This is a genomic window from Fredinandcohnia onubensis (assembly GCF_002734215.1).
Taxonomy (GTDB): Bacteria; Bacillota; Bacilli; order Bacillales; family Bacillaceae_L; genus Ferdinandcohnia; species Ferdinandcohnia onubensis.
On sequence record NZ_NSEB01000007.1, the window covers coordinates 292,757 to 318,474 of the forward strand.

General features: G+C 36.4%; 20 protein-coding genes. 4 read left to right on the forward strand and 16 right to left on the reverse strand.

Annotated elements, in window-relative coordinates; all coding sequences use genetic code 11:
* Positions 1-38 precede the first annotated feature (38 nt).
* Positions 39-398: a fluoride efflux transporter CrcB gene (gene crcB / locus CKK03_RS10480; RefSeq protein ID WP_099362526.1), complete on the reverse strand. Its 360-nt coding sequence runs from the start codon at positions 396-398 to the stop codon at positions 39-41.
* Positions 395-778, reverse strand: coding sequence for a fluoride efflux transporter CrcB (gene crcB / locus CKK03_RS10485; RefSeq protein WP_099362527.1), 384 nt, complete (start codon positions 776-778; stop codon positions 395-397). The genes crcB (CKK03_RS10480) and crcB (CKK03_RS10485) overlap by 4 nt, the downstream gene beginning before the upstream one ends.
* Positions 779-1,018: 240 nt before the next feature.
* On the opposite strand from crcB (CKK03_RS10485), the gene CKK03_RS10490 reads away from it, so the two are divergent.
* The 3 genes from CKK03_RS10490 to CKK03_RS10500 all read left to right on the forward strand — a co-directional run bounded on the left by CKK03_RS10490 (position 1,019) and on the right by CKK03_RS10500 (position 3,170).
* The gene (locus CKK03_RS10490; RefSeq protein WP_099362528.1) at positions 1,019-1,828 is read left to right on the forward strand and encodes an EcsC family protein; all 810 of its coding nucleotides are present in this window, start codon (positions 1,019-1,021) and stop codon (positions 1,826-1,828) included.
* 117 nt (positions 1,829-1,945) lie between these two features.
* The gene (locus CKK03_RS23680) at positions 1,946-2,584 is read left to right on the forward strand and encodes a hypothetical protein (protein ID WP_180271220.1); all 639 of its coding nucleotides are present in this window, start codon (positions 1,946-1,948) and stop codon (positions 2,582-2,584) included.
* A 118-nt stretch (positions 2,585-2,702) separates the two neighbouring features.
* On the forward strand, positions 2,703-3,170 hold the full coding sequence (locus CKK03_RS10500) for a hypothetical protein (protein WP_099362529.1): 468 nt from the start codon (positions 2,703-2,705) through the stop codon (positions 3,168-3,170).
* Between the two features lie 43 nt (positions 3,171-3,213).
* Here the strand turns inward: CKK03_RS10500 and CKK03_RS10505 are convergent, their stop codons facing one another.
* The 11 genes from CKK03_RS10505 to CKK03_RS10555 all read right to left on the reverse strand — a co-directional run bounded on the left by CKK03_RS10505 (position 3,214) and on the right by CKK03_RS10555 (position 19,497).
* Complete coding sequence (locus CKK03_RS10505; RefSeq protein ID WP_099362530.1) at positions 3,214-4,074, reverse strand: CheR family methyltransferase; 861 nt, start codon at positions 4,072-4,074, stop codon at positions 3,214-3,216.
* 18 nt (positions 4,075-4,092) lie between these two features.
* Positions 4,093-7,332: a response regulator gene (locus CKK03_RS10510; RefSeq protein ID WP_099362531.1), complete on the reverse strand. Its 3,240-nt coding sequence runs from the start codon at positions 7,330-7,332 to the stop codon at positions 4,093-4,095.
* A gap of 24 nt (positions 7,333-7,356) precedes the next feature.
* Positions 7,357-9,438 (reverse strand): EAL domain-containing protein, encoded by a 2,082-nt coding sequence (locus tag CKK03_RS10515; protein ID WP_180271221.1) that lies wholly within the window; start codon positions 9,436-9,438, stop codon positions 7,357-7,359.
* Between the two features lie 128 nt (positions 9,439-9,566).
* Positions 9,567-12,548 carry an EAL domain-containing protein gene (locus tag CKK03_RS10520; protein WP_099362533.1) on the reverse strand — a complete coding sequence of 994 codons (2,982 nt, stop codon included), beginning with the start codon at positions 12,546-12,548 and terminating at the stop codon, positions 9,567-9,569.
* Positions 12,549-12,574: 26 nt separating this feature from the next.
* A complete protein-coding gene (locus CKK03_RS10525; protein ID WP_099362534.1) occupies positions 12,575-13,891 on the reverse strand; it encodes a diguanylate cyclase domain-containing protein in 1,317 nt (438 codons plus the stop codon).
* A gap of 246 nt (positions 13,892-14,137) precedes the next feature.
* The gene (locus tag CKK03_RS10530; RefSeq protein WP_099362535.1) at positions 14,138-14,668 is read right to left on the reverse strand and encodes a CBO0543 family protein; all 531 of its coding nucleotides are present in this window, start codon (positions 14,666-14,668) and stop codon (positions 14,138-14,140) included.
* A 119-nt stretch (positions 14,669-14,787) separates the two neighbouring features.
* Positions 14,788-16,266: a SulP family inorganic anion transporter gene (locus CKK03_RS10535; protein ID WP_099362536.1), complete on the reverse strand. Its 1,479-nt coding sequence runs from the start codon at positions 16,264-16,266 to the stop codon at positions 14,788-14,790.
* A 307-nt stretch (positions 16,267-16,573) separates the two neighbouring features.
* Entirely contained in the window at positions 16,574-16,993 is a 420-nt protein-coding gene (locus CKK03_RS10540) for a universal stress protein (RefSeq protein ID WP_099362537.1), read from the reverse strand.
* A gap of 106 nt (positions 16,994-17,099) precedes the next feature.
* Positions 17,100-17,456 (reverse strand): putative zinc-binding protein, encoded by a 357-nt coding sequence (locus CKK03_RS10545; RefSeq protein WP_099362538.1) that lies wholly within the window; start codon positions 17,454-17,456, stop codon positions 17,100-17,102.
* Between the two features lie 137 nt (positions 17,457-17,593).
* On the reverse strand, positions 17,594-19,003 hold the full coding sequence (locus CKK03_RS10550) for a SpoVR family protein (protein WP_099362539.1): 1,410 nt from the start codon (positions 19,001-19,003) through the stop codon (positions 17,594-17,596).
* Between the two features lie 137 nt (positions 19,004-19,140).
* Positions 19,141-19,497: a DUF3889 domain-containing protein gene (locus CKK03_RS10555; RefSeq protein WP_099362540.1), complete on the reverse strand. Its 357-nt coding sequence runs from the start codon at positions 19,495-19,497 to the stop codon at positions 19,141-19,143.
* A gap of 203 nt (positions 19,498-19,700) precedes the next feature.
* On the opposite strand from CKK03_RS10555, the gene CKK03_RS10560 reads away from it, so the two are divergent.
* Positions 19,701-19,940 carry a YhdB family protein gene (locus CKK03_RS10560; protein ID WP_099353313.1) on the forward strand — a complete coding sequence of 80 codons (240 nt, stop codon included), beginning with the start codon at positions 19,701-19,703 and terminating at the stop codon, positions 19,938-19,940.
* A 59-nt stretch (positions 19,941-19,999) separates the two neighbouring features.
* Here the strand turns inward: CKK03_RS10560 and CKK03_RS10565 are convergent, their stop codons facing one another.
* From CKK03_RS10565 to glpK, 3 genes are all read right to left on the reverse strand, one after another.
* Positions 20,000-21,730, reverse strand: coding sequence for a phospho-sugar mutase (locus tag CKK03_RS10565; RefSeq protein ID WP_099362541.1), 1,731 nt, complete (start codon positions 21,728-21,730; stop codon positions 20,000-20,002).
* Between the two features lie 625 nt (positions 21,731-22,355).
* Positions 22,356-23,972, reverse strand: coding sequence for a glycerol-3-phosphate dehydrogenase/oxidase (locus CKK03_RS10570; protein ID WP_099362621.1), 1,617 nt, complete (start codon positions 23,970-23,972; stop codon positions 22,356-22,358).
* A gap of 174 nt (positions 23,973-24,146) precedes the next feature.
* On the reverse strand, positions 24,147-25,637 hold the full coding sequence (gene glpK, locus CKK03_RS10575; protein WP_099362542.1) for a glycerol kinase GlpK: 1,491 nt from the start codon (positions 25,635-25,637) through the stop codon (positions 24,147-24,149).
* Positions 25,638-25,718: the final 81 nt, after the last annotated feature.

Here is a 25,718-nt window from a genome sequence, read left to right on the forward strand (position 1 = left end):
TCTTAAAAAAGCCAGGTGAACAAATTTTCACCTGGTTTTCAAATGATGATTTTAATGCCAAGATAAGCTGATATTGTACATATTATGGTCGATGCCAATATGTAGAAATATGCTTGCTTTGATTGTCTAGTAACGAATAATTGAATAGCTTCATAACCAAATGTAGAAAATGTCGTAAATGCCCCACAAAAGCCGACTCCAAATATTAACCAACGCCATTCTGGTATCGTATGGGTTAGTTTAAGGCCAGTTAGAATACCTAATAGAAATGATCCAGAGATGTTTATGAACAAGGTTGGATATGGAAATAAGGATCCGCTCTTTTTTCCAATCCATATTCCCGCAAGGTATCTACATGCAGCACCAGCTGCTCCTCCAATTCCAACGAGTACTATCATGATTTTTCACCTATTTTTCTTAGATTCGCCAATCGATAGCCAACAAATGATAACAAAATTCCGAAAAAAAGACTCGTCGCTACATATAAGATGGCTAGGGTCATTTTCCCTTCATCCATTAATTGAACAACTTCTACTGAAAAAGTGGAGAATGTTGTGAACGATCCGATAAAGCCTGTACCGAATAACAGTGATATCTTTGGATTAACTTTTTTCTGGTTAGTAATAAAGGGTAATAACCATCCTAAGCATAGACATCCAATTAAGTTAACAGATAGAGTTCCAATCGGAAAACCAGTAGTTGTAGGCACCAACCCTCCAAGCAGATAACGAGAACAAGCCCCAAGAAATCCACCAACCATTACAAAAAGTATTTCCATCCTATCACGGCCCTTGTTTTGATAAAATTATTATATCATTTTATTAGGAGGTGGGGTGAGACCTGGAATGGCTGTCTCGGTACATCACTTTCCTTTTTTCAGGAAGTTTCCCTCCTCTAGCTCCTTTTAAGAATATCAAATAACCTTATTTAGCTTGAAAAACAAGGTAAATTAATTTTGAAACTATTTTTATGTACAACCGTAATATATAAAAGGATAAAATCAGAAAGAGGAATGCAAATGGAATCTAAACAAATACTTGAAAATGAATTAAAAAAGATAGAAGCATGGGAAAAAGACCAAAGTGGTTTATGGTTTTGGGAACGAATTGGTCGACTTCCATTTAAACTCCTTGATAAGCTTACACCAAAATTCATCCATGAGAAAATTGGTATTCTTCTTGATGAAATTGGAAGCTACTTACAAAACGGTGGTAAATATCTCATCCAGGAAAAAGCCATTTTTAATCTAATTGAAAAAAAAGCAAATACGCCCATTGAAAGGATTGCAGATATCGAACAAATCCCGCTTCGTACCATGATTGAAGCCAGTCAAGAGCATTCCGAAAAATGGGCAAAAGTGGCCACTTTGCAAGGAGCGACGACCGGTGTTGGTGGAATATTTACACTTGCCATTGATATCCCTGCCTTACTTGGAATGTCATTAAAAACACTTCAAGAAATCGCAATAATCCATGGGTTTGATCCAAAAGAAAAAAATGAGCGAATATTTATCATTAAATGTTTACAGTTCTCTTCTGCAGATGTGGTCGGAAAGCAGGCAATTCTAAAGGAACTTTCCTCCTTTTATCAAGGCAGAAATTCTTCGGATGAAATGATGTCACAGCTTCAAGGTTGGCGTGAGGTTGTGTACACCTATCGCGACTCATTTGGATGGAAGAAACTTTTTCAAATGATACCAATTGCAGGGATTCTTTTTGGAGCTGTCTCCAATCGCTCGATGATTCAAGATCTCACGGAGACTGGAAATATGTTATATCGTAAGAGAAGAATTTTGGAAAGATTACAAGATGAAGCTCCAGCATCCTAAAAGCCCCTTTTTAGGGGTTTTTTAGGGATTTAAGACTAACTTAGATCTAGGCGGTCACATTTTTCATATTAATCGAATAAGATATGTAAGAGACTAACACAAAGGAGTTTTCAACTTATGAAATGGAAAAATTACGGATTATGGGTCTCTCTTGCATCGATATTATATATGATATTTAAGGACTTAGGTGTGCAAATTGATTTAACAGCCTGGGAAACATACGTAACTGCAATATTAGGGCTATTAGGGGCACTAGGGATTATTTCAAATCCAGATAAGGGTAAAGGTTTCTTTGACAAAATACCTGATACTTCTTTTGAGGCAATTGCACAAGTTACGGAACAATTACAAAACCAAAATCACCCCCCTACAGGTCTGGAAGGAAATACACCACAAAACCACACTCAGAGTCCAGGTAATGTCCAGCAGAACCAAAGCTATACTTCACAACAAACAATGAGCAACACACCACAACAGCAACCACAGAATCAAATGGATCCCGTTCAAAATGAATATCAAGGTTACCAAAACCAAACAAATAATGCTCAACAATTCCAACAGCACCAAGAATATCAAAATCAAGGTAATGTAAATAATGCGACTTACACGCAAGAAGTCGAACCAGCACAGGTTCAATCTGAACTTAATATAGACACTAATCAGTATGCCGAAGTATCTAATCAAGAGCAGACACCAAGTAATTTTGACAGAAGCTCTATTCACGGAATGCCAGCACCGCCAAACGAGCATATGTAGTAAGTTTTTCCAAGCACCTGGTCAGCAGGTGCTTTTTCATTGAAATAATATGAATAATTAACTGGGAAATATAAGAAAATAGATATATAGCGAACTGAAGTGTGGTGGATAAAACGATGTGAAAGCTGTAGAACGTATATTTTGGAGTATTGCATTACCAGGGTTCGGACAATTATTAAATAAACAATATGTAAAGGGTCTAACCTTTATTTTCTTAGAGTTCTTAGTCAATACCCTTGCAAATTTCAATGAAGTCATCATGCTTAGCTTTTTAGGTGAAACACAACAAGCACTTGCATCCACTAATTATGGATGGCTCATGTTTTATCCCTGTTTGTATTTCTTTGCCATGTGGGATGCATTTAAAGAAGCTGGTGGTGGAAAAGCTCCCTATTCCTTTTTACCATTTGCATTTTGTGCTTATTTTGTTACGGTCGGTTTAATGGTCGCGCCTAAAGCTATTTTTTGGGGGATTACGTTTGGTCCTGTATTTTTCCCAATGATCTGTGTAATTCCTGGGCTAATAGTTGGCTTTCTCATAAGAAAAATCATCCTAACCTTTGGTAAAGAGGACGCTCTCGTGTAATACATATAACAAAAGGTTGCTGAATAACAGCAACCTTTATCATTTATTTCACCTTTTTATACAACTTTTGTTTTTTACTGATTTCCTCGTAATAATCGTCTTTGTCCGTATAATAAATGGTTTCCTTATCACCTAGTCCCAGTATGCCAAACATGCCTAAGCTCTCATAGAATAAATGATGAACCCGCTTCTGTAATTCTTTATTAAAATAGATGAGGACATTTCTGCACAAAATGACATGGAACTCATTAAATGATTGGTCTGTTACTAAATTGTGCTGTGCAAATACGACATTGTTGGATAGATGCGAATGGAATTTTACTCCGCTATCTGTAACTGTATAGTAGTCTGAAAAAGCATTATTTCCACCTGCTTGCAAATAGTTCTTCGTATACTTTTTCATATTCTCTATTGGGTATCTACCTGATTTTGCAATTTTTAATACATCAGCATTAATATCTGTCGCATAAATTTTAGTCTTCTCATAGAGTCCCTCTTCAAGAAGAAGAATTGCCATAGAGTATACCTCTTCACCTGTAGAACATCCTGCATGCCAGATACGGATTGATGGATACGTTCGCAATAATGGTACAACCTTTTCCCTAAATTCTAAAAAGAATAAAGGATCTCTAAACATCTCTGTTACATTAATCGAAAAATCGGCTATCAATCTGCGCAAACATCTAGGATCATGAAGAATCTTCTCAAGTAGCCCTGTTATACTAGAAAGCTTTTCTGCCTCTAGTCGATGCTGAACTCTTCTTCTTATGGAATTGTAAGCATAGCTTCGAAAGTCATACCCACACCACTTATAAAGACCCTGTAGCAGTAATTCAATTTCAATCTTTTCAAGATCTGAGCTTTCCTTCGTTTCAAGATTTACTTCACCAAATTGAGTATTCATCGTTTAAGGAGTCCCTTCCTATTGATATAACCAAACCTTCATTAAAGAAATTAGTTGGTCAGGATTTATTGGTTTCACAATATAATCAGATGCTCCTACCTCCATACATTTCTCACGATCTTCTTTCATTGCTTTTGCCGTCAGCGCAATAATAGGTAAGGAAGAAAATTGTGTATTCTCTCTTATTTTTCTAATCGCCTCATATCCATCCATCTCAGGCATCATAATATCCATTAATACGAGGTCAGTATCTGGTTGTTGCTGCAATAATTCAATTCCTTCAATCCCATTTTCAGCAAAAGTTACATTCATACCGTACATTTCAAGAATACTTGAAATCGCATATACATTTCGTACATCATCATCAACAAGAAGGATTTTTCTACCGAATAGACCCGTTTGGTCCTTTACTGAGCTAGTTGAAGGTATCTCTGTTGTTTTATTCATTAATTCGTTGTTACAATCTAATAATAATGAAATCTCTTCCTTCAACCTTTGCGGAGACTGCTCATCCTTAATAATAATTCGATGAACATATTTGTTCAGGAAAGTTTCCTCTTTTGATGATAGATCACGCCCTGTATAGACTAAAACCTTCACATCTTCATGATTATGCGAATTCTTTATTTTCTCCAGTAAATCAAAACCGTTTGTGTCTCTTAATCCCAGGTCTAAAATAATAAAATCAAACCAATTTACCTTTAATTCTTCAATCGCTTCATAGCCTGAAGATACTGCTTTGATAATAATATCCATATTACCTATAAACTCCATTAGGGTATTTCGTTGTAGCAGATCATCATCAATGATTAAGAGCCGTTTAATATGGCTATTTTCATCAACACTCGGAGTTTCTTTAAATACTACAGAAGTTTCAATACTACTCGTCTGAATTGATATAGGCCTTTCGGTAGATACCGCAACTTCATTTATAGCATTTTGATCTTCAATTTCATGTTGAAATTCACCAACGGTAAATGTAAAGGTACTTCCTTTTCCTTCTTCACTCTGGAGGACTATTTTGCCACCAAGCAATGCGGCAATTTCTCTACTGATCGACAATCCTAGGCCAGTTCCACCATATTTTCGGCTCGTAGTACCATCTGCTTGCTGGAATGCTTCAAAAATAAGTTGCTGCTTTTCAGTTGGAATTCCAATCCCGCTATCGATAACTGAAAAAGAAAAAGCAGGCTTGCTATTGTTTTTCAGGTAAGAGGAAATTTCTAGTTTAATCTCCCCTTCTCGGGTGAATTTAAAAGCATTTGATAATAGATTTCGCAGTACCTGTTGAATTTTTTGTTCATCATTATAAATGAAAGTTGGAAGACCCTTTTCCACATTGATTGAAAATTGTAGACCTTTTTCATTTGCAACAGGTCTAAAGCTTCTTTCAACGTAATCAGCTAAATCCTCGATTGTTATTTTGGTAGGATTTACTTCCATTTTTCCGGATTCGATTTTTGCTAAATCTAAAATATCGTTAATTAGTGCTAATAAATCATTTCCAGCTGAGTAGATTGTCTTTGAATATTCTACTTGTTTTGTAGATAGATTTCCTTCAGTATTGTCCGATAAAAGCTTAGATAAAATAAGTAAGCTATTTAATGGTGTTCTTAGTTCATGGGACATATTTGCTAGAAACTCAGATTTATATTTTGAACTCAATGCGAGTTGTTTTGCTTTTTCCTCTAGTTCCGCTCTTGCTGCCTCTACCTCTTTATTCGTTTGTTCAAATCTCTTATTTTGATCAGCTAGACTTTTCGCTTTTTCTTCAAGATCAGCGTTTGTTTGTTCCAGCTCTTCTTGTTGAGCTTGAAGTTTTTCCTCTGATTGACGAAGTGCTTGTGTCTGTTCCTCAAGCTCTTCATTGGTTGCTCTAAGTTCCTCTTGCTGCGCTTGAAGTTCTTCCGACTGGGCTTGAACCTCTTCCATTAAGGTTTGAGATTCCTCTAATAATTTTGCTAGCCTGATTCTTCCCATTACACTTTCAATGATTATTCCTAGACCATTCATTAGTTCTTCCAGGAAATCTTGTTGGGTCTTACTATAAGATTTGAAAGTTGCAATTTCGATAACTGCCTTTACATCCCCCTCAAAAACAATCGGTAATACGTATATATTTAAAGGAGATGCTTCTCCTAACCCTGAACTTATCCGTACATAGTCTGAAGGCACATCTGTTAAAATAATTGGTGATTTTTCAAGGACAGCTTGTCCAATCAGCCCTTCACCCAAACGAATTGTATTCGAGAAACTCTTTCGTTCCTTAAAAGCATAGGAGGCGAGCAGTTTAAAATGCGCTTCCTCATCATCAGCGTTTACTATATCCTTGATATAAAATACAGCATGGCTAGAGTCGACTAAAGGAACTGTCTTAGACAGAAAAGTTTGTGCCAATGTTTCTAAGTCGTTTATTCCCGTTAGGCTCGTAGTAATTTCCGCAATATTAGAATTCAACCAAGTCAATTCTTGTTCTCTATTTATTTGCTGTTGTAAGGAATCTGTCATTATATTAAATGAGCTTGCGACATCACCTATTTCATCACGTGAAACTACCTCAACCTTTGTATTTAAATCAGCACTACCGTTAGCAACCTGTTTCATTACAGTTGAGACCTTATTTAACCTATTTGACAGTGTCCAGATACTTTTCGAAAGAAGACCCATGATTAAAATGACGCTAATAATGATAATAATTGCACTGATTATCAGTTCTTTCTTAAACTCTGAAACACTATCATGCAATGATGATTCCATGCTTACTTCAAAAGATTTTGTTATGTCAGAAAGAACGGTAAAGAATTCTTCATGAAGTTCAGCTGAACTCTCATCAATCACAGCAAGAGCTTCATCTTTGCTACCTGCGTTGACAAGGTCGATTAACTCATTTTGATACAGATTGAAATCACTATTTATACCTTTAAGTTCCTTTATTAAATGTTTTTGTTCTGCAGTATACGCCTTTTCTTCAATTAAAGTAATATTTTGTACAATGGATTGATTTTCTTCCTGTAACTTTACCAGTTCTTGTTGGATCATGTTATCATCATTAAATAAAACGAGGTTTCGCAGTCGGATCCCTTCATCCTTGATATCCCGATGAATTTTTTCTGCTAGTATAGTTAATTCATAGTTTGATTGTATTGTAGTACTCATTTTATTAAGACTAGAGATCTGAGTCCAGCCAATACCTATGAGAACAATAAGTAAGATTGGTAATGTACTAAGCCCTAATAATAATTTTGTTCTTAATTTCATGAATCGGTTCCTTTCATGTCACATTTATTTACTGACCGTTGAATCACTGAAATCAAAACATGTTTGATATACTAATGCAATTGCTTGAACTCGATCAGTAACATTCATTTTTTGGAAAATTCTTGTAATATGATTTTTCACGGTATGTTCACTAATAAATAATTTTTCCGAGATTTCCTTATTGGTTAATCCTGTTAACAGGAGCTCAAACACATCTAATTCTCTAGATGAAAGGCCAAAGACTTCCTTTGTTATCTGGATTGTGCCTGTAATTTCTTTATGAATTGTCTCTGGTTCATTGAATGGTTCTGTAGAGATTTTCTTTTGATCGGATAGTGAAGTTATCCTCTTTTCGGAAATAAAGTTAATCTCACTATGGCCTAGGAGAAATGCCTCGAATTTTTCCTTTATTAATGGAGGGCTTAATAAGTATCCTTGAATTTCTTCACATTTTAGCTGCCTTAAAACTGACAGTTGCTTCTCTGTCTCTACTCCTTCTGCAATTACGGACATATTTAAATTATGTGCTAATGAAATGATGGCTTCTGTTAATACAGTTTCGTTAGGGGAGCCGTTAGAAATTTCTTGAATAAAAGTCTTATCTATTTTCAGCGCATGAATTGGGAAACGTCTCAAATAGCTTAAGGACGAGTAGCCAGTCCCGAAATCATCGATACTTACCTGTACGCCCATATCCTTTAATTGATGAAGAGTCTTAGAAATCACTGCCTCATTTCCCAATATAACCGATTCAGTAATCTCTATTTCTAGTAAACTAGGACTTACTTTGTATTCAGATAAAATTCGTTGGATTTTATCAACTAAATCTTTTTGAAGAAAATGTTGTGCTGAAAAATTAACTGCAATTCTAATTGGAGAAAAATCATTCTTCTTCCATTCGTTCAATTGGTTACAAACAGTTGCAAGTACCCATTCACCAATCTCAATAATCTGCCCAGTTTCTTCAGCTAATGGAATAAATTCACTTGGTGACAATGTTCCCCATTTTGGATGTTCCCACCGTAATAAAGCTTCTGCACTTTTAATCTTACCGTTAGCAATTTCCATACGTGGTTGATAAACGATCGAAAGTTCCTGTCTTTCAATTGCCTTTCGTAAATCATTCTGCATAATAAACGTTCGATAAGATTGAAGGTTCATTCCGGAGTGATACACTTTAAAATTGTTTTTGCCTTGCTCTTTCGCGCGAAACAATGCTGTACCCGCGTTTTTCACAAGAGTTAACGGATCTTCTCCATCATAAGGAAATATACTCAATCCAACGCTTGCTGTAAAAAACAATTCATAGTGATCAATGTAAAGTGGCTCATTAAAGGCAAAATTAATTCTTGTAGCTATATCTAATGTTTCCTCACGATCTGTATTCGGTAAAATGATGGAGAACTCATCACCACCAACTCTAGCAACAAAGTCACCTTCCCTTATTGTTGCTTTCAATCGTTTTGCAATTTCTTTAAGCACCCGATCACCTGTATTAAAATCAAGAGAATCGTTTACATATTTGAAGTAGTCAATATCTAAAACAACAACTCCGATTGCTTGGTTCCTTTTTTTAGATTCGTTCACGCAAGTAGTTAGTTCCTCCGAAAAACTTCTTCGATTCGGCAAACCAGTCAAGTAATCATGTAATGCAATATGTTCAATTTCTTTATTCTTTTGTGCAAGTAATTCTGATTGCTTCATTAGCTGTTTTTTTATTGTATAGATTTCAACGAAGCCATCAACTTTTGCTTTTAATACAATTGGGTCAACCGGCTTTAAGATATAATCAATTGCCCCAACCGAATATCCTCTAAAAATATGATCCGAATCCATGTTATTAGCAGTTATAAATAAAAGTGGAATATTTTTTGTTTTCTCACGAGCTTTGATTATTTTCGCAGTTTCAATTCCATCAATTCCTGGCATTTGAACATCTAATAAAATGACAGCGAATTCGTATTTCAAAAGACACTTTAAAGCTTCTTCTCCAGAATTAGCTTTAATTAGGTTATAATCATCTCTTTCAATAATAGCCTCCAAGGCTAATAGATTCTCTGGGCGGTCATCCACTAAGAGAATATTTATTTTTTCAACAACTGCCATTACTCCACCCCTGTTATTTTCCATATACTCTGTTATAGGATATCATACCTATATCTTTGGGTGGAGTTTATTTTAAGTGTTAAATGGACTAGTTTTTTCCATATGTAAAAAAGAGAGAGCACCCCTAATTATTCATTTGGGGTTGCTCTTAGTAAATAACTAATTTTTTCTTCTTTCACAAAATCACAATTTGGGACAAATGGGTTATTACGCAATTGTAGAGAGAAATGATTTAAAAACTTTACGAGCGCATCTCTTTGAGTCTCATCCATACTGAACTTAAGACCATATTGGAAGATTCCCTTCACTTCTTCTTTCCACACAACATGACCATTTAAGGTAATAATCTCCCCCATAATCTTAGTTTTGAATTGATAGGTGATATCCGGGCGTACAGGTAACTGAATAGTCGATAAAAATCTTAACCCACCTGGCCCAATGTCTTCAATTAGGATCTCCGTATTCCCTAACTCAACCTGATTTCCAAGTATAGTAGTTAAAGTCATTTGGGAACTTAGTGGAAATAAAAGATTAATCCTGTAATATCGCCTTCTATTTGGGAATTTTGCAGTATCGCTATTAAAAGTTGGCTTCAAAATCATTTTTCTTAATAAATTTTGAAAAGTCTCTTCTGGTACTGGTTTGCTGAAGATATACCCTTGAATTTCTTGACATTCCTGTTGTCTTAAGAATGATAGCTGTTCAATTGTTTCCACACCTTCTGCTACAACATTCATGTCTAAACCTTTCGCCATAAAAATAAGAGATTTAATAATGGTTTCAACATTATTTGTCTTTGCAATGTGTTTCGTAAAAGACTGATCTATCTTAATTGTATCAATAGGGTAATCCTTTAAATAAGTGATAGAGGAATAGCCTGTTCCAAAGTCATCTAGGGCAATTTTAAACCCAATGCCCTTCATATATTGCAAAGCTAGCTTAACCGCTTCCTCATGCTTAATCATGGTAGTTTCCGTAATTTCAAACTCAATTAATGAAGGGTCTGTATTGTTTTTTTCCAGAATAGTACCCAACCTTACTTTCCAATCACTTTTTAAGAAACGTTGCGCTGATATATTCACAGAAATAGGGACTATTTCAAGATTTTGCTGTTTCCAATTGGTAATATTTTGACACACTTGCTCTAATACCCAATCACCAATTTCATTAATATAACCCGTTTCTTCTGCAAGTGGGATAAATTCAAGTGGTGATACTAGCCCCCAAACGGGATGTTCCCATCGCACTAAAGCTTCAGCACTAACAATTTTGCCTGTACCTGAATTAACCCTTGGTTGAAAATAAACAACTAATTGATTGTTTTCAATTGATTTTCTTAAATCCCTCTCAAGGTAAAACTGTTTGAAAGAGTTAATACTTAATGAAGAGGAATAAATTTGATATGTATTTTTACCACTTGCCTTTGCCCTATACAAAGCTGCATCCGCATTTTTTATTAATTCCTCAATCGTTTTTCCGTTCTCGGGAAATGTACTAATTCCAACACTTGTTGTTATGAGTAATTCGAAATCTTCAATATTAAATGGTACGTCTAGACAGTCAATGATTAACTTAGCGGCCTTAATTGGGTAATCTGATTCTTCATAATCCCATAAAATAATGCCAAATTCATCGCCACCTAATCGTGCAAATAACGTGTTTTTGTTCAGCAACATATTTACTCTTTGACTAAACTCAAAAAGCAATTTATCTCCAATTTGGTGTCCCAGTGATTCATTGATGTTTCGAAACCGGTCTAAATCTATATATAGAATTGAAAAATGCTTGTTAATCTGGTTTGAAGCTTCCATTAGTTCTTTTATTTTATTTTCAAAAAGCATCCGATTTGGTAGTTTTGTTAAATAATCGTGAAAAGCTAGATATTGTATTTTCTTTTCATATTCTTTTTGTTCAGTAATGTTTGAAACGATCCCATCAAGCCGTGTTACATGACCGTTCTGATCCAAAACAGGTAGTACCTGTTCTTGAACCCACACAATTTCTCCATTTCGATGAATGATCCGGTATTGATGAAAGAGATTTTCTCCTTTTAATTTTTTCTGTTGGTTATGATGATATTCAGTATAATCGTCTGGATGGATTAGTGAATCCCAGGAAATCCGATTCCCTAAATCAGAAGGAGAATATCCTGTAATTGCCTCAATTCCTTTTGAGACCAAATTGTATTCACCTTTTTTTACGTCTAGTGACCAAATACCTACCTCCAAATTATCAAAGATATGTTGTATTTGATTTTCACTTTCTTTAAGCTTTAGTTCTGCAGTTTTTCGTTTAGTAATATCTTGAACAGTTCCTAAAAAACGAACAGGTTTCTTATTTTCGTCCAAGATTACATCTGCCTGGTTATATACATAAACAACTGTCCCATCTTTACGAAGGATTCTAAATTCAAAACTTAGATTTCTCTTTTCTTCTATAGCAGATAAAATAGTTTTATTAAACTTCCCTTGATCTTCTGGATGAGCTAGTTCTGAAATACTATCAAAGGTCGGAACAAATCCTTCAATATTATCAATTCCAAATAGTACATACATCTGATTTGACCAATAGGCTTCATCTTCAATAATGTCGTAATCATAGCTGCCGATGGCACCTACTTTTTGTGCTAATTCAAGGCTTCCTTTGATTTTAACTAATTCTTTTTCATGTTGAACATAAGTTGTTATATCTTTTGCTACAGCATAAATAATGGTCGTGTTCCCATCACTATTTTTAATTGGTACTAGATTGACATCAATATAAATTTTTTCACCATTTGCATGTGTTATAGCTGTCTGATAATTTTGTACCTTCCCCTGTAAAGCACGTTGATAAGACTTATTTCTTTTGTATTTGTCACTATTGTGTAAATATTGTTTTAACTTACGAGATAATTCCTTTTCATGGTAACCAAATGTTTTAAGTACTGAAGGGTTATAATGTAATAAATTCACATTTGCATCAAATGCTAGAACAGCATGTGGATGATTATCAATTAATTCTCTTAATAGATAAGTATCATGTTCCATCATTGTATTCATTTTTTCAGATAGATCTATGGTTTCATTTGAAAACCTAGTTAATTGTTTGAAAAAAGATAGTCCTGCCATTTTTATCCCCCTTTAGGCTTATCCTTCTATAACGAAAATGTATTTCCCCCAAGTGATTTGGATTTATATAGATTCTCATCAGCCTTTTTAAACAATTCTTCTGTATCTGTTCCATGATGTGGGTAAAAGGAAATACCGATGCTAGTTGTTATATTCAGCACGTGTTCTTTTATTTCCATAGGCTGGCTTACTACATTCAAAATCCGATTCGAAATATCTATTACTTGCTGCTTGTCTATTATTTCTGGAATAACAACCGTAAATTCATCCCCACCTACTCGTGAAAGTGTATCCGTGTCGCGAATCACTCTACGTATTCGATTGGAGAATTCTTTAATAACTTCATCCCCGATATCATGACCATGATTATCATTTATTTGTTTGAAATTGTCACAATCTAATACCATTAAAGCTGTCCATTTCCCTCTACGATCAGTTGTAAACATGGACTGTTGGAGCCTTTCTATAAATATTCGTCTATTTGGCAGACCCGTCAAATGGTCATAAAAGGCAAGTTTCTCTAACTTTTTTACTTTTCTCTTGTATTCAGTGATGTCCCACGAAATCACTACTATTTTTTCAAGTTGTCCTTCTGAGCTTAAAACGGGTATTAAGTCTGAATGTAACCATATAAAATGACCATCCTGGTGTTTACGCCTTACTTCAATTTCCACATTTTCCTTTGTTTCAATCAGGTTTAGATATACGTCGTTCATTTTTTCTCTGTCATCGGGATGTACGGTCTCAAGGAATGATTTACTAATCATCTTTTGTTTAGGGTATCCTAAAATATCCTCAATTGAAGGAGAAACATAAGTAATATTACCTTCTGGTGTAAGTACTTTGATGATATCAACAGAATTCTCCGCGATGATTCGAAAGGTTTCTTCACTTTCTCTTCTTGCTTGTTCGGCCCTTTTATATTGTTGAAGTTCTTTAAGTCTCAATGTTTTATCTGTTACATCGCGTACAATTGCAACAAGATATACAATTTCTCCATCAATGATTGGAGTTAGTACCGTTTCATTAATCATAATTTGGCCATCTAGAAGTGTAGTCTCGTCTTCAAATGTCACTACTGTTTTAGAGATTACTGCCTTTTCATAAAACGTTCTCAAATATTGAGCTTTTTCTTTTGGCAAATATTCATCCATCGTCTTACCAAAGAGAGTTTCATCGGTAGTAAGAATAGATAATCCTGCCTGGTTAGCAAACAAATATGTATATTGAGATTGATCAACCTGAAGAATATATAGGATATCTTTTAAACTATTAAATGCCGTAGCTACGAGATTAATTAATTCACCAATACTTTTTTGCTCAAACATTTTGATAAAATTCATATTCGTTTCTCCATAATTCCTAAATGATAATTAATTCATGATTGATTTTTTATTATTTTCATCTTTAAATCTATTTTGCCGGAAATTGTCAAAATAATGTATCACCATCTATTCTTATTCATATAGGAACCCATTCTTATTTCTAATTAGGAAGGTATTCCTATCTTCCTTATAGGAACATCAAAAGAGGTAGAAAAAAAATACTACTGATTACCATTCAGTAGTAGGTGTGATATTTATGTTAGTTTACCGAAACACTGTGGAAGGAACATCAAAGATATGCCAAAGAAAGAGGATAAATATGAGCGAGGCAACCCAGGCACGAATTGGCCGCACATAATGTAATCGAAGAATGGAGAACATCACGAGGTTAAATAATACTGACCACCCCAAGCTCCAATCATGATTATATTTTATAAGTCCAACGAATAAATCCACAGCTTCATTCACAGCATAAATGCCGCCCCATATTAAGATATAGAACAATTGCTTTATCCAAGTGCTTTCTTCTGGGTATTTTCCTAAAAAGATGAGTATGGTTGCTGGATATTTTATAGCCATTATTGAAAAAACGATATGTGTGTTGGTCAGTCCAATTCCTTCATCAACACCTTGAGGGGTATATGTCCACATAGCAAACTTGTCAGATAACAAGTATAAATAAAGAAAATCCCCCAATAGTAAAAAGAGGTAGGTTGGATAGTATTTTTTATAATTTCTCCAATCTCCCCAAATAAATAATGCTGCTAGCCAAATTAACCCATAGATTGCATTCACAAAAAGGCACCTCAGTAACTCTAACTGTAAAAATTTTGAAGTTACCTTCTATTGTTTCCTAATAATAGTTTATATAGACAAAAAAACACGCTGCCAAATAGACAGCGCGTTTCCCTATCTTATTGATTTCCTGCTTTTTCAAGAGCACCTGGTGTCTTGTAGACTGCAAGCTTTTCAACTAATTTATTGCTTTCTTTATTTAATCCTTTAATGTTTACTTTAATGCCATTTTGATGATATTTAAACACGACTTTATCAATTGCGCCTACTGCAGAGTCGTCCCAAAGGTGGGCGTTTGATAGTTCTAAATCAATTTCCTTCACATCTTCTTTGTAATCAAAGCTATTAACAAAGTCAGTAACTGAAGCGAAGAATAGCTGTCCTGAAACATGGTACACTTTCTTTTGCGAGTTCTTTGCTGAAAGACTTGTAACTTTTACTTTTGAAATCTTAGAAGCAAAGAAAATTGCACTCAGAATGATTCCAATTAAAACACCTTTTGATAGGTCGTGTGTCTGTAAAACTGTGATCACTGTTACAACCATGACAATTGTATCCGTAATTGGAACCTTATGGAGAGTGCGTAATGCAGACCAGTCAAACGTTCCAATCGAAACCATGAACATCACCCCAACAAGGGCTGCCATTGGAATCTGAACTAAGAAATCTTTAAGTACTAAGATTAAGACCATTAAAAATACTCCGGCTACAAACGCAGAAAGTCTTCCACGACCACCTGATTTGACGTTAATGACAGATTGTCCGATCATCGCACAACCAGCCATACCCCCAAAGAAACCAGAGACAATATTTGCTATCCCTTGCCCACGTGCTTCTTTATTTTTATCACTATCTGTATCTGTCATATCATCAACAATCGAAGCTGTTAATAATGACTCAACTAATCCAACAATTGCGATCGATAAAGAATAAGGGAATATAATTTTTAATGTTTCAAAATTCAACGGTATATCAGGGAGTAAAAAAATGGGTAATGTTGATGGAAGTTCCCCCATATCTCCAATTGTCCGAACTCCACTATTGGTTAATACTGCGATTACTGTCATAACAATGATAGCTACTAATGGTGATGGAACAGCCTTTGTAAAACGCGGAAAGATATAAATAATGGCTAAGGCTCCTGCTACCATTGCGTACATTTGCCATGATTCACCTGCAAAATGCGGTAATTGAGCCGCAAATATAAGGATCGCAAGTGAGTTCACGAAACCCGTCATGACTGAACGAGGGACAAATTTCATTAGTCTCCCAAGTTTTAATACACCCATGATAATTTGGATAATTCCCGTTAAAATCGTTGCAGCAAGTAAGTATTGGAGGCCATAATCTGCAACCAATGTTACCATTAACAATGCAGTTGCACCTGTTGCTGCAGAAATCATTCCAGGTCTTCCTCCAACAAATGCAATTGTGACTGCAATACAGAATGAGGCGTATAACCCTATCATTGGGTCAACTCCTGCAATTAGTGAAAAGGCAATTGCCTCAGGAATTAGCGCAAGTGCAACAACAATCCCTGCCATGATATCTCCTCGCACATTGCCAAACCATTCAGTTTTATATGTTAATAAATTCAAATCAGCACCTCTTTCTATTTTGATTAATGTTTTACTCAGGCAATTGCCTTCATGTTTTTTGACTTTCAACTCTCATGAAAGTCGGGTCCGTCGTGAACAAATCAAAGTATAGCGGATTATCGCTAACATGTGAAACCGACGTGTAAACGCAAACATTTTATCTAACCTTCATTATTCTACTGTTTTCTTCTATTTTCACTACGGCTTAATAAAAATCTTAATCCTACATGGTATATTTTAGTGCAGTACTCAAATAAAAAGACAGTCAGTTCTTTTTTAATAAAGCACTGACTGCCTTTACTCAATATTATTTTACAATTAGGACTGGACAATTTGCACGCTTTGCAACTTTATGACTAACACTTCCAAGTACAAACTCCTGTAGAACATTTAGTCCTCTACTACCAATGATGACGAGGTCAAACTGATTTTTATTCGCATAATTTACAATAGTAGGTCCTGGTTCGCCATGAAGAAATGTTATGTCATAAGAAACACCTGATTTCCTCATTATTTGTTCAATTTCTTTTAATCGAAGTCTTCGTTTATCACCAATATCCGGAGCATTCCAATTTTCTAATACATCGGATTTGACTTTATTGTGATCGACTACATATACGATTTCAATTTTTGTATTTAATTTTCCGTTTGTAAGCATTATTGCATGTTCAGCCGCCCGTTTGGAGTGCTCAGAACCATCTGCAGCTAATAGGATTCTATTGTACATAATTGACCTCCCTATTTAATGCGCTTCTCATTAAATTCTACAATCTACTCATTCTCCTTTTCCTACATTATATTTTTATTTACCACCTTGAATTTCCTGCCGTAAGTTATCTAGTAAGCACCAAAATCTCATTGAAAGTATCTAACGTTAGTTGGGGATCCGGATCTTCATGTTGTTTTTTTGGAACATTAAAATTTGTTAATACAAAATGATGCTTAGCCTCGATGTCATGTCTTGCCAAAATATGCTTACAGCATGCTAGATGGCAACCGTCAATCGCAATGATATCCCTTCCTGATTTTGCTGTTTTAACAAGTGGTTTTACATCTCCGCCTACACCTGCAATGCAAGACATTTCAGCAATATCTTCTCGATCCATTTTTATTGCAATTGTATTTGCAGTTTGTGCAGCGGACGAACAACCTGAACAAGAGTACACTAGAGGCAAATTATTTTTTTCCACTTTCTATCCCTCCCTTTATAATTGGAATCTATTTTAGTTTATTTACCATTTTATTTCAGTGAGGTACATCACCTTTTTCAGACTTTTTGAAGGATACCCATAATAAAAGAAGCTACCCATTGGCAGCTTCTTTCTATTTAGACATATTTCCTATGCACGGTTTTCCCATCATACGTAAATACAACAGATTTATTTTCTAGTACGGTTTCCATGTGGACGGGTCTGCCCCATAGTTGATAAATGTAAGGAAGTACTTTTTCAAGATATTTTAAATCAAGCTCTATGTCTTCGTACCAGTGCTTTAGGAAAAGTTCTCCGCTTTTCAGATAGTCACCATCGTTTACAGTGATATACGGGAACCCACCGTTGACACGCATGTTTACGAGTTGGTCACGAACCTGTGTCCATTGTTTATCAATGATTTTATAATCTCGACCTTGCTTTTGGAAGAGATACATGTCTTCACGTAGGACTAAATCCTTCGTTAAGTAATTTCGAATGAACGATATATCTGATTCAACTTCACGAACCTCAAAGATTTTTTCACGCCCAGATCCTGGCTGAACACCACGTTCCTTCATTTCCTTCGTTGGGTTATTGTAACGTTCCTCTATGTCCTCAAAGATTTTTAAACCTAAGTAATATGGATTAATGCTTGTTTTTGAAGGTTGCACAACACCAGCATTGAGCTTCGCAAACTCAATTGCTTCATCAGAAGTAAGATCCATTTCTCTGAGAATGCGCTGGTGCCAATACGAAGCCCAGCCTTCGTTCATGATTTTTGTTTCAAGCTGTGGCCAGAAATACAGCATTTCCTCACGCATCATTGTTAAAATATCGCGTTGCCAATCCTCTAGCTCCCTACTGTATTGTTCAATAAATAAAAGGATATCTTTTTCAGGCTGTGGTGGAAATTTCTTTTTCTTACGTGCAACTGGTTTATCATTTGCTGCCTTTTTATCTAAGCCCCATAAATCATCATATGGCGACGGCTTTCGCTTTATTTCTTCTTCTTCATCTTCAAGACTCCAAGTAAGCTTTGGCCTCATAAGTGATGGGTCAATATGCTCTTGAATCGCTAATACTGCATCTAAAAATGTTTCCACCTCAAGTTTTCCGTATATATGCTCATAATGTTTCACCCGTTCCGCTGTAGCTGCCATACTTTCAACCATATCTCGTTTTGTATTACTGAAACGGAAATTATTTTTGAAAAAATCACAATGTGCTAATACGTGAGCAACAATCAGTTTGTTTTGAATAAGGGAATTTGAATCAAGTAAAAACGCATAGCATGGATCAGAATTGATGACGAGTTCGTAAATTTTACTTAATCCTAAATCATATTGCAGCTTCATACGATAAAATTGTTTTCCAAAGCTCCAATGCGAAAATCGAGTAGGCATCCCATATGCGCCAAATGTATAAATAATATCAGCAGGACAAATTTCGTATCTCATCGGATAAAAATCTAGTCCAAAGCCTTCTGCAATTTCCGTGATTTCATCAATTGCATATTCGAGCGCCTGGCGTTCAGAATCTCTCACAGTTGATCTCCCCCTTTTCGTCCTTATCACAATTTATGAGTCATTGGTCAAAATGATGAAAGGGGATTTCGTTGTTACACGTTTTTAACGCAAAAGAGGCCACATTCGTTTAGGGAATGTGGCCAAATAGTGGTTCCTTATTTTACTTCTTCGATGCTTAATGATAAAAGAGACTCTGTTTGTGGATTAAACAGGATCATCACTTTTGCTGTAAATGTGCGATCTTTAGTTTGTACTCTCAACTCAAAAGTATCCTTTGACTGTGTATCGGTAAGATCTTCTCGTCCCTTATACTGATAATCACTAATTTTGCTGTCTGGATAATTTAATTTTGCCACATCAATTGCAATCTTACCCCATTTTTCATAATCCGTTGGTAGCGGTTGTTCCTGCTGTGGTGGTTTTTGTGGTGGCTTCTGTTGTGCGCTTACGATACCGCCGCTAGCTAAAAGAAACATACTACAAAAAATTGAAATAAATAACCTTTTCGTCACGTTCCATACCTCCTATGTAAAAATCAATTGTATTTTGCGCTATTCCTCAAGAAATTAGTCACTTTATTTTTTCCAATTGAACGAAAAAGACTCAGGCATTTATGTATTCATCTTTGTTTTGGATTCTTGTCCAAGATTTACAGCGAGAAAAAAATTGTTTTCTCCACACACTATAATCAACTCCTTAGAAGGAGGGAAAAGCAGTGAATACGGTTGACTATGACAAAGCGCTTTATTACACACATCGTTCCCAATGGGACAACCTACTTATATTAATGGTTCGAACAAAGGATGATTTCCTTTCAAAAAAGATTGAACACTTCTTACATGCCTATAATTTTGAAAAAGATTATTCCGTTATCGAGAGACAGTTATATTCTTTACTTCGCTATATAGACCATGCATCCACAGAAAGCATGGAAGAATTAGCTGCACATATGTAAGTGGGGTGAAAATCCCCACTTCATTTTTATCAAAAAAACAAGACCCGAGGGCCTTGTTTTTATTTTAATGTGTTATGAACTTGTTCCATTACATCTTTAGAAATGCCATTTAAAGCTTGTTGACTATCTTCAAGTGAGCTTCCTTTAACTCCAAAATAGAATTTTACTTTCGGCTCTGTACCTGATGGACGTAGGCAGAACCACGTACCGTCCTCTAAGAAGTATTTTAAGACATTTGATTTTGGAAGAGTTATTTCTTCTTTTTGACTTTCTTCAACGTTGGTTCTGAAACTTTCCTTATAGTCCTCAATAAGAGTTACCTTACGACCAGCGACAATTGTTGGCGGCTCACTACGGAAGCTTGCAAGAAGGTTGTTGATTTGCTCTGCTCCTTCTTTTCCTTTTAGTGTTAAGGATTCAAGGCCTTCACGATAATAACCATACTTCTCAAAAATCTCCATTAGGCCCTCATACATTGTCATGCCTTTGTTCTTGTAGAAAGCACACACTTCTACCGCTAATAAGGCAGCCTGAACCGCATCTTTATCACGAGCAAAATCTCCAATTAAGTAACCATAGCTTTCTTCGTAACCGAATTGGAATTTGTATTCTCCTGTTTGTTCGAATTCTTTAATTTTTTCACCGATAAATTTAAATCCAGTAAGTGTATCAATTGTATCAAGTCCAAATGATTTCGCGATTTCTCGGCCAATTTCAGATGTAACGATTGTCTTAAGCACGATACCATTTTCCGGAAGAATACCTTGTTTCTTCTTTTCTGATAAAATGTAGTGCAGCAAAATAGCACCTGTTTGGTTTCCTGTTAATACGACATATTCACCATTGTCATCCTTAACAGCTACTCCTAAACGGTCTGCATCTGGATCTGTTCCAATTAAAATATCAGCATCAATCTTTTTACCTTCTTTAATCGCCAATTCGAAAGCTGCATGCTCCTCTGGGTTTGGTGATTTTACAGTTGAGAAATTTGGATCAGGAAGCTCTTGTTCCTTTACCACCGTAACATTTTCGTATCCAAATGCTTTTAAGCCATTTCGAACGGGCTTATTAGCAGTACCGTGAAGTGGAGTAAACACAACCTTAACTCCAGCTTGAGAAAGGGTTGGATTAATCGAGATCGTTTTTAGCTTTTCTGTATAGGCATTATCGATTTCTTTACCAATCATTTTAATGAGTCCGGAAGCTTTTAATTCTTCTTCACTGCCAACTTTTAACTCAAGCTCATTATGGATCGCATTTACCTTTGCAATCACTGTATCAGCAGCCTCAGGTGGTAGTTGTCCACCATCTGAGCCATATACCTTATACCCATTATATTCTGGCGGATTGTGGCTAGCTGTCACCACGATTCCTGAAAAAGCACCTAAATGACGAACCGCATATGAAAGTTCTGGTGTAGGTCGAAGTTCGTCAAATACATAGGTTTGAATACCATGTGTAGCGAGTGTTTTTGCAGCTTCCATTGCAAATTCGGGAGACTTGTGACGAGAATCGTACGCAATGGCAACCCCACGGCGCTTTGCCTCTTCACCAAAGGACTCTATAAATGCTGCAAGCCCAGCTGAAGCTTTTCTTACGGTATATAAATTCATACGGTTTGTCCCCGGTCCGATTTCTCCACGCATTCCACCAGTTCCAAACTCGAGATTTTTATAAAAGCAATCTTCAAGTTCTTTTTGATTTTCTTTCTTTTCAAGCAACGCATTCTTGATTTCTTCATCTAACCCTGGCGTATTAAGCCATTGGTTATATTTTTCCATCCAACTCATGTTCGATGCCCCCAATTACAGTTGTATTGTTAATATCTTTGTTTTATCTTCTACTTATTCTATATAAAATCCTGTCTTTTTCCAATTAATTTAGCAAAGTTTGTCTTGTTTCTTATGAAAATGAGTAAAAAGGCTAGGTTGATCAAATGAAGTTTATGATTTTTAGTAGGGGTTCCTGTTATGATCCCAATCGTACTTGTACAATAGGGACCACTAAGTTTGTTCTCTTTTAAATTTACAGGAGGTACATGTTTAAGGAGGTCACTGGTTCACTATTCCCTAATTTTATCCAGATGCGTGCCTATTTAACTGGTTTGCTGGTTCGATGTCTCCTAATTTTATCCATATGCTTGCCTGTTTAACTAGTCTACTGGTTTGCTGCTCCCTAATTTTATCCAGATACTTTCCTGTTGAGCCAGTCTGCTGGTTCACTGTTCCCTAATTTTATCCAGATGCGTGCCTGTTTAACTATTCTGCTGGTTCGCTGTTCCCTAATATCCTCCAGTTACGCACCTATTTAATTTGTTTACCGGTCAATGTCTCTGTTAATTTATCCACAGGTCGGAACTAAAAATTCCCTAGAAATCAAAAACAGACGGATTTCTCCGTCTGTCTACACAAATAACTATCTCTCTTCAGTTGGCTCGGTTGCGTCTTTAATGTGCGCTTCAACTTCGGCTTCGTAGCCTAGTTTTTCTTCGGCAGTCCAGTTAAACTTTTCTGCCATATAGGCAACAATCTGTTGTTTCCATTGATTGACCCAATCAATATCAAAGAACATCGCACCTGTACGGCGAATGAGGAAATCGATTGGTTTTGTGACCATCTCATATTGAATTCCATATTCCAATGCTGCAAGTACTGGCAGAGTCGCTTCATTCGCTTTTTCACTAAAATCGACCATGAACCCCTGAATAATTTCGATGTTTGATCCATACAATCGCGTTAATTTTTGAGCATCCTTTTGAGAAAGGTGGAATTCGTTCATGAGTTCCTCAACTTTTTTAGCCACAAATGATGGATAGTTTTTCGAACCACCAACATTCCCTCCAGATATAGCCATACTTTTTGTTTGACAAGGTTTAAGTGTAGTTGCCCCTTCTTCTTGCAAAAGCATTCCGACTTTGTCTACCACGGTTTCGGCCATTTTACGATAGCCTGTTAATTTTCCACCTGCAATTGTGATGAGACCTGAATCAGAAATCCAGATTTCATCTTTACGCGATATTTCGGAAGGATCCTTTCCTTCTTCATATATCAATGGTCGTACACCAGCCCAGCTCGATTCAATATCCGAATCCTCTACATTTACACTCGGGAACATGTAGTTGATTGTATTAATTAAATATGCACGGTCCTCTGTTGTTACTGTTGGATGTGCGGTATCTTTGTCATAAAATGTATCCGTTGTTCCGATATACGTTTTACCATCACGAGGGATTGCAAATACCATTCGGCCATCTTGTGTATCATAGTAAACCGCTTGTTTTAACGGGAACTTGGATTGATCAATTACAATATGAACACCTTTTGTTAGGCGTAATACTTTACCTTTTTTCGAATTGTCGGCTTCTCTCATTTTATCTACCCAAGGCCCTGTTGCATTGACAATTTTTTTCGCATGAATTTTGTAATCTTTTCCTGTAAGTTGGTCTACTACCTTTACTCCTTTTACCTTTTCATCCTCATAGATAAATGATTCCACCTTGGCATAATTGACCGCTTTTGCGCCACTTTCGATGGCTTTTTTCATCACTTCAATTGTTAAGCGTGCATCGTCTGTTCGATACTCAACATAATAGCCTCCACCTTTAAGACCTTCCTTTTTGATAAGTGGCTCTTTTGCAAGAGTTTCATCAGCACTTAACATGAATCTTCTCTCTGACTTTTTCACTCCTGCTAAATAGTCGTAAACACGTAGGCCTATGGATGTTGAAAATTTCCCAAAGGTACCTCCTTGATGAAGGGGTAATAGCATCCATTCTGGAGTTGTCACATGTGGACCATTCTCATATACAATAGCCCTTTCCTTCCCCACCTCGGCCACTAATCCGACTTCAAATTGTTTTAAATAGCGAAGGCCACCATGGACGAGTTTTGTAGAACGGCTTGATGTTCCGGCAGCAAAATCCTGCATTTCAACAAGAGCTGTTTTAAGTCCACGGGTAGCAGCGTCAAGTGAAATACCAGCACCCGTTATTCCACCACCAATTATAAATAAATCGTGAACCTCCTTCTCCATATCCTCTAAGATTGAACTTCTATCTATACTTGAAAACTGTGTCACGATCCCCACTCCTTAAAGAGGTAGAAAAAAGAGACCACAAAAGTCATTGTACACATAGTGACAATGCTCCTGCGGTCTCTCCCTAATCTCCTACCGAATGATTAACTTATCTTCATGATAGCATACCTTTTATTTGAATGCCATGGCAGCCTGTACTGCCTTTTTCCAACCGTTATAAAGTTCTTCACGTTTTTCTTCACTCATTTTTGGTTCAAAGGTTTGATCAATCGCCCATTTACTAGAAATTTCTGATTGACCCTTCCAATAACCAACTGCCAACCCAGCCAAATATGCAGCCCCTAAAGCTGTTGTTTCATTGATTACAGGACGTTCGACTGGAACTCCTAAAATACCGCATTGGAAATCCATAAGGAAGTTATTTTTGACAACACCACCATCTACACGAAGTGTTTTCAACGATATGCCAGAATCAGCCTCCATTGCTGTTAAGACGTCCTTTGTTTGGTAGGCAAGTGATTCTATAGTTGCTCGAACGAAATGTTCTTTTGAAGTCCCACGTGTAAGACCAAACACAGCGCCACGAACGTCACTATCCCAATACGGCGCGCCTAGTCCAACAAATGCCGGGACTACATATACTCCATCAGTTGAATCCACCTTTACAGCATAGCCTTCGCTATCCTTGGCATCTTTAAACATGCGAAGACCATCCCGTAGCCATTGAATAGCGGAACCTGCGACGAAAATACTTCCTTCTAAGGCGTATTCAACTTTTCCGTTAATCCCCCATGCGATTGTTGTTAATAATCCGTGCTTAGAAGGTACTGCTTTCTCACCGGTATTCATCAGCATAAAGCAACCTGTGCCATATGTGTTTTTAACCATCCCCTTTTCATAACAAGCTTGCCCGAAAAGAGCTGCCTGTTGGTCACCTGCTGCACCCGCAATTGGCACCTCTTGACCAAAGAAATGATAGGGAGCTGTAGTTGCATACACGTCTGATGATGGGCGAACCTCTGGTAGCATCGACTTAGGTACGGTTAAATGTTTTAATAACTCCTCATCCCATTTTAGTTCATAAATGTTGTACATTAAGGTCCGGGAGGCATTTGAATAATCTGTTACATGAGCCTTTCCACCTGATAGCTTCCAAATAATCCAAGAATCAATTGTCCCAAATAGAAGTTTCCCGCTTTCCGCTTTTTCACGTGCTCCTTCAACATGATCTAAAATCCATTTCACTTTTGTCCCTGAAAAATAGGCATCAATTAATAGGCCTGTTTTTTGACGGAATGTATCACTTAATCCCTTTGCTTTTAACTCTTCACAAATATCAGCCGTTTGACGTGATTGCCACACAATTGCATTGTACACTGGCTGGCCTGTCTCTTTATCCCACACAACCGTGGTCTCACGTTGGTTTGTAATCCCAATTCCTGCAATCTGCTCTGCTTTTACGTTTGCTTCTGATAAAACAGATGCCATGACTGATAAAATGGAACCCCAAATTTCATTTGCGTTATGTTCCACCCAACCTGGTTTAGGAAAAATTTGCGTGAATTCCTTCTGTGCTACATGTACAATTTCACCTTTTTGATTAAATAAAATCGCGCGCGAACTTGTAGTACCTTGATCAAGTGAAAGTATGTATTTTTCCAATTAACAGCCCCCCTTAAAACATTTTCCTTACTTAAAATTAACACGCTTACATATTTTTTTCTACCTGAGATGAGGAGCTTT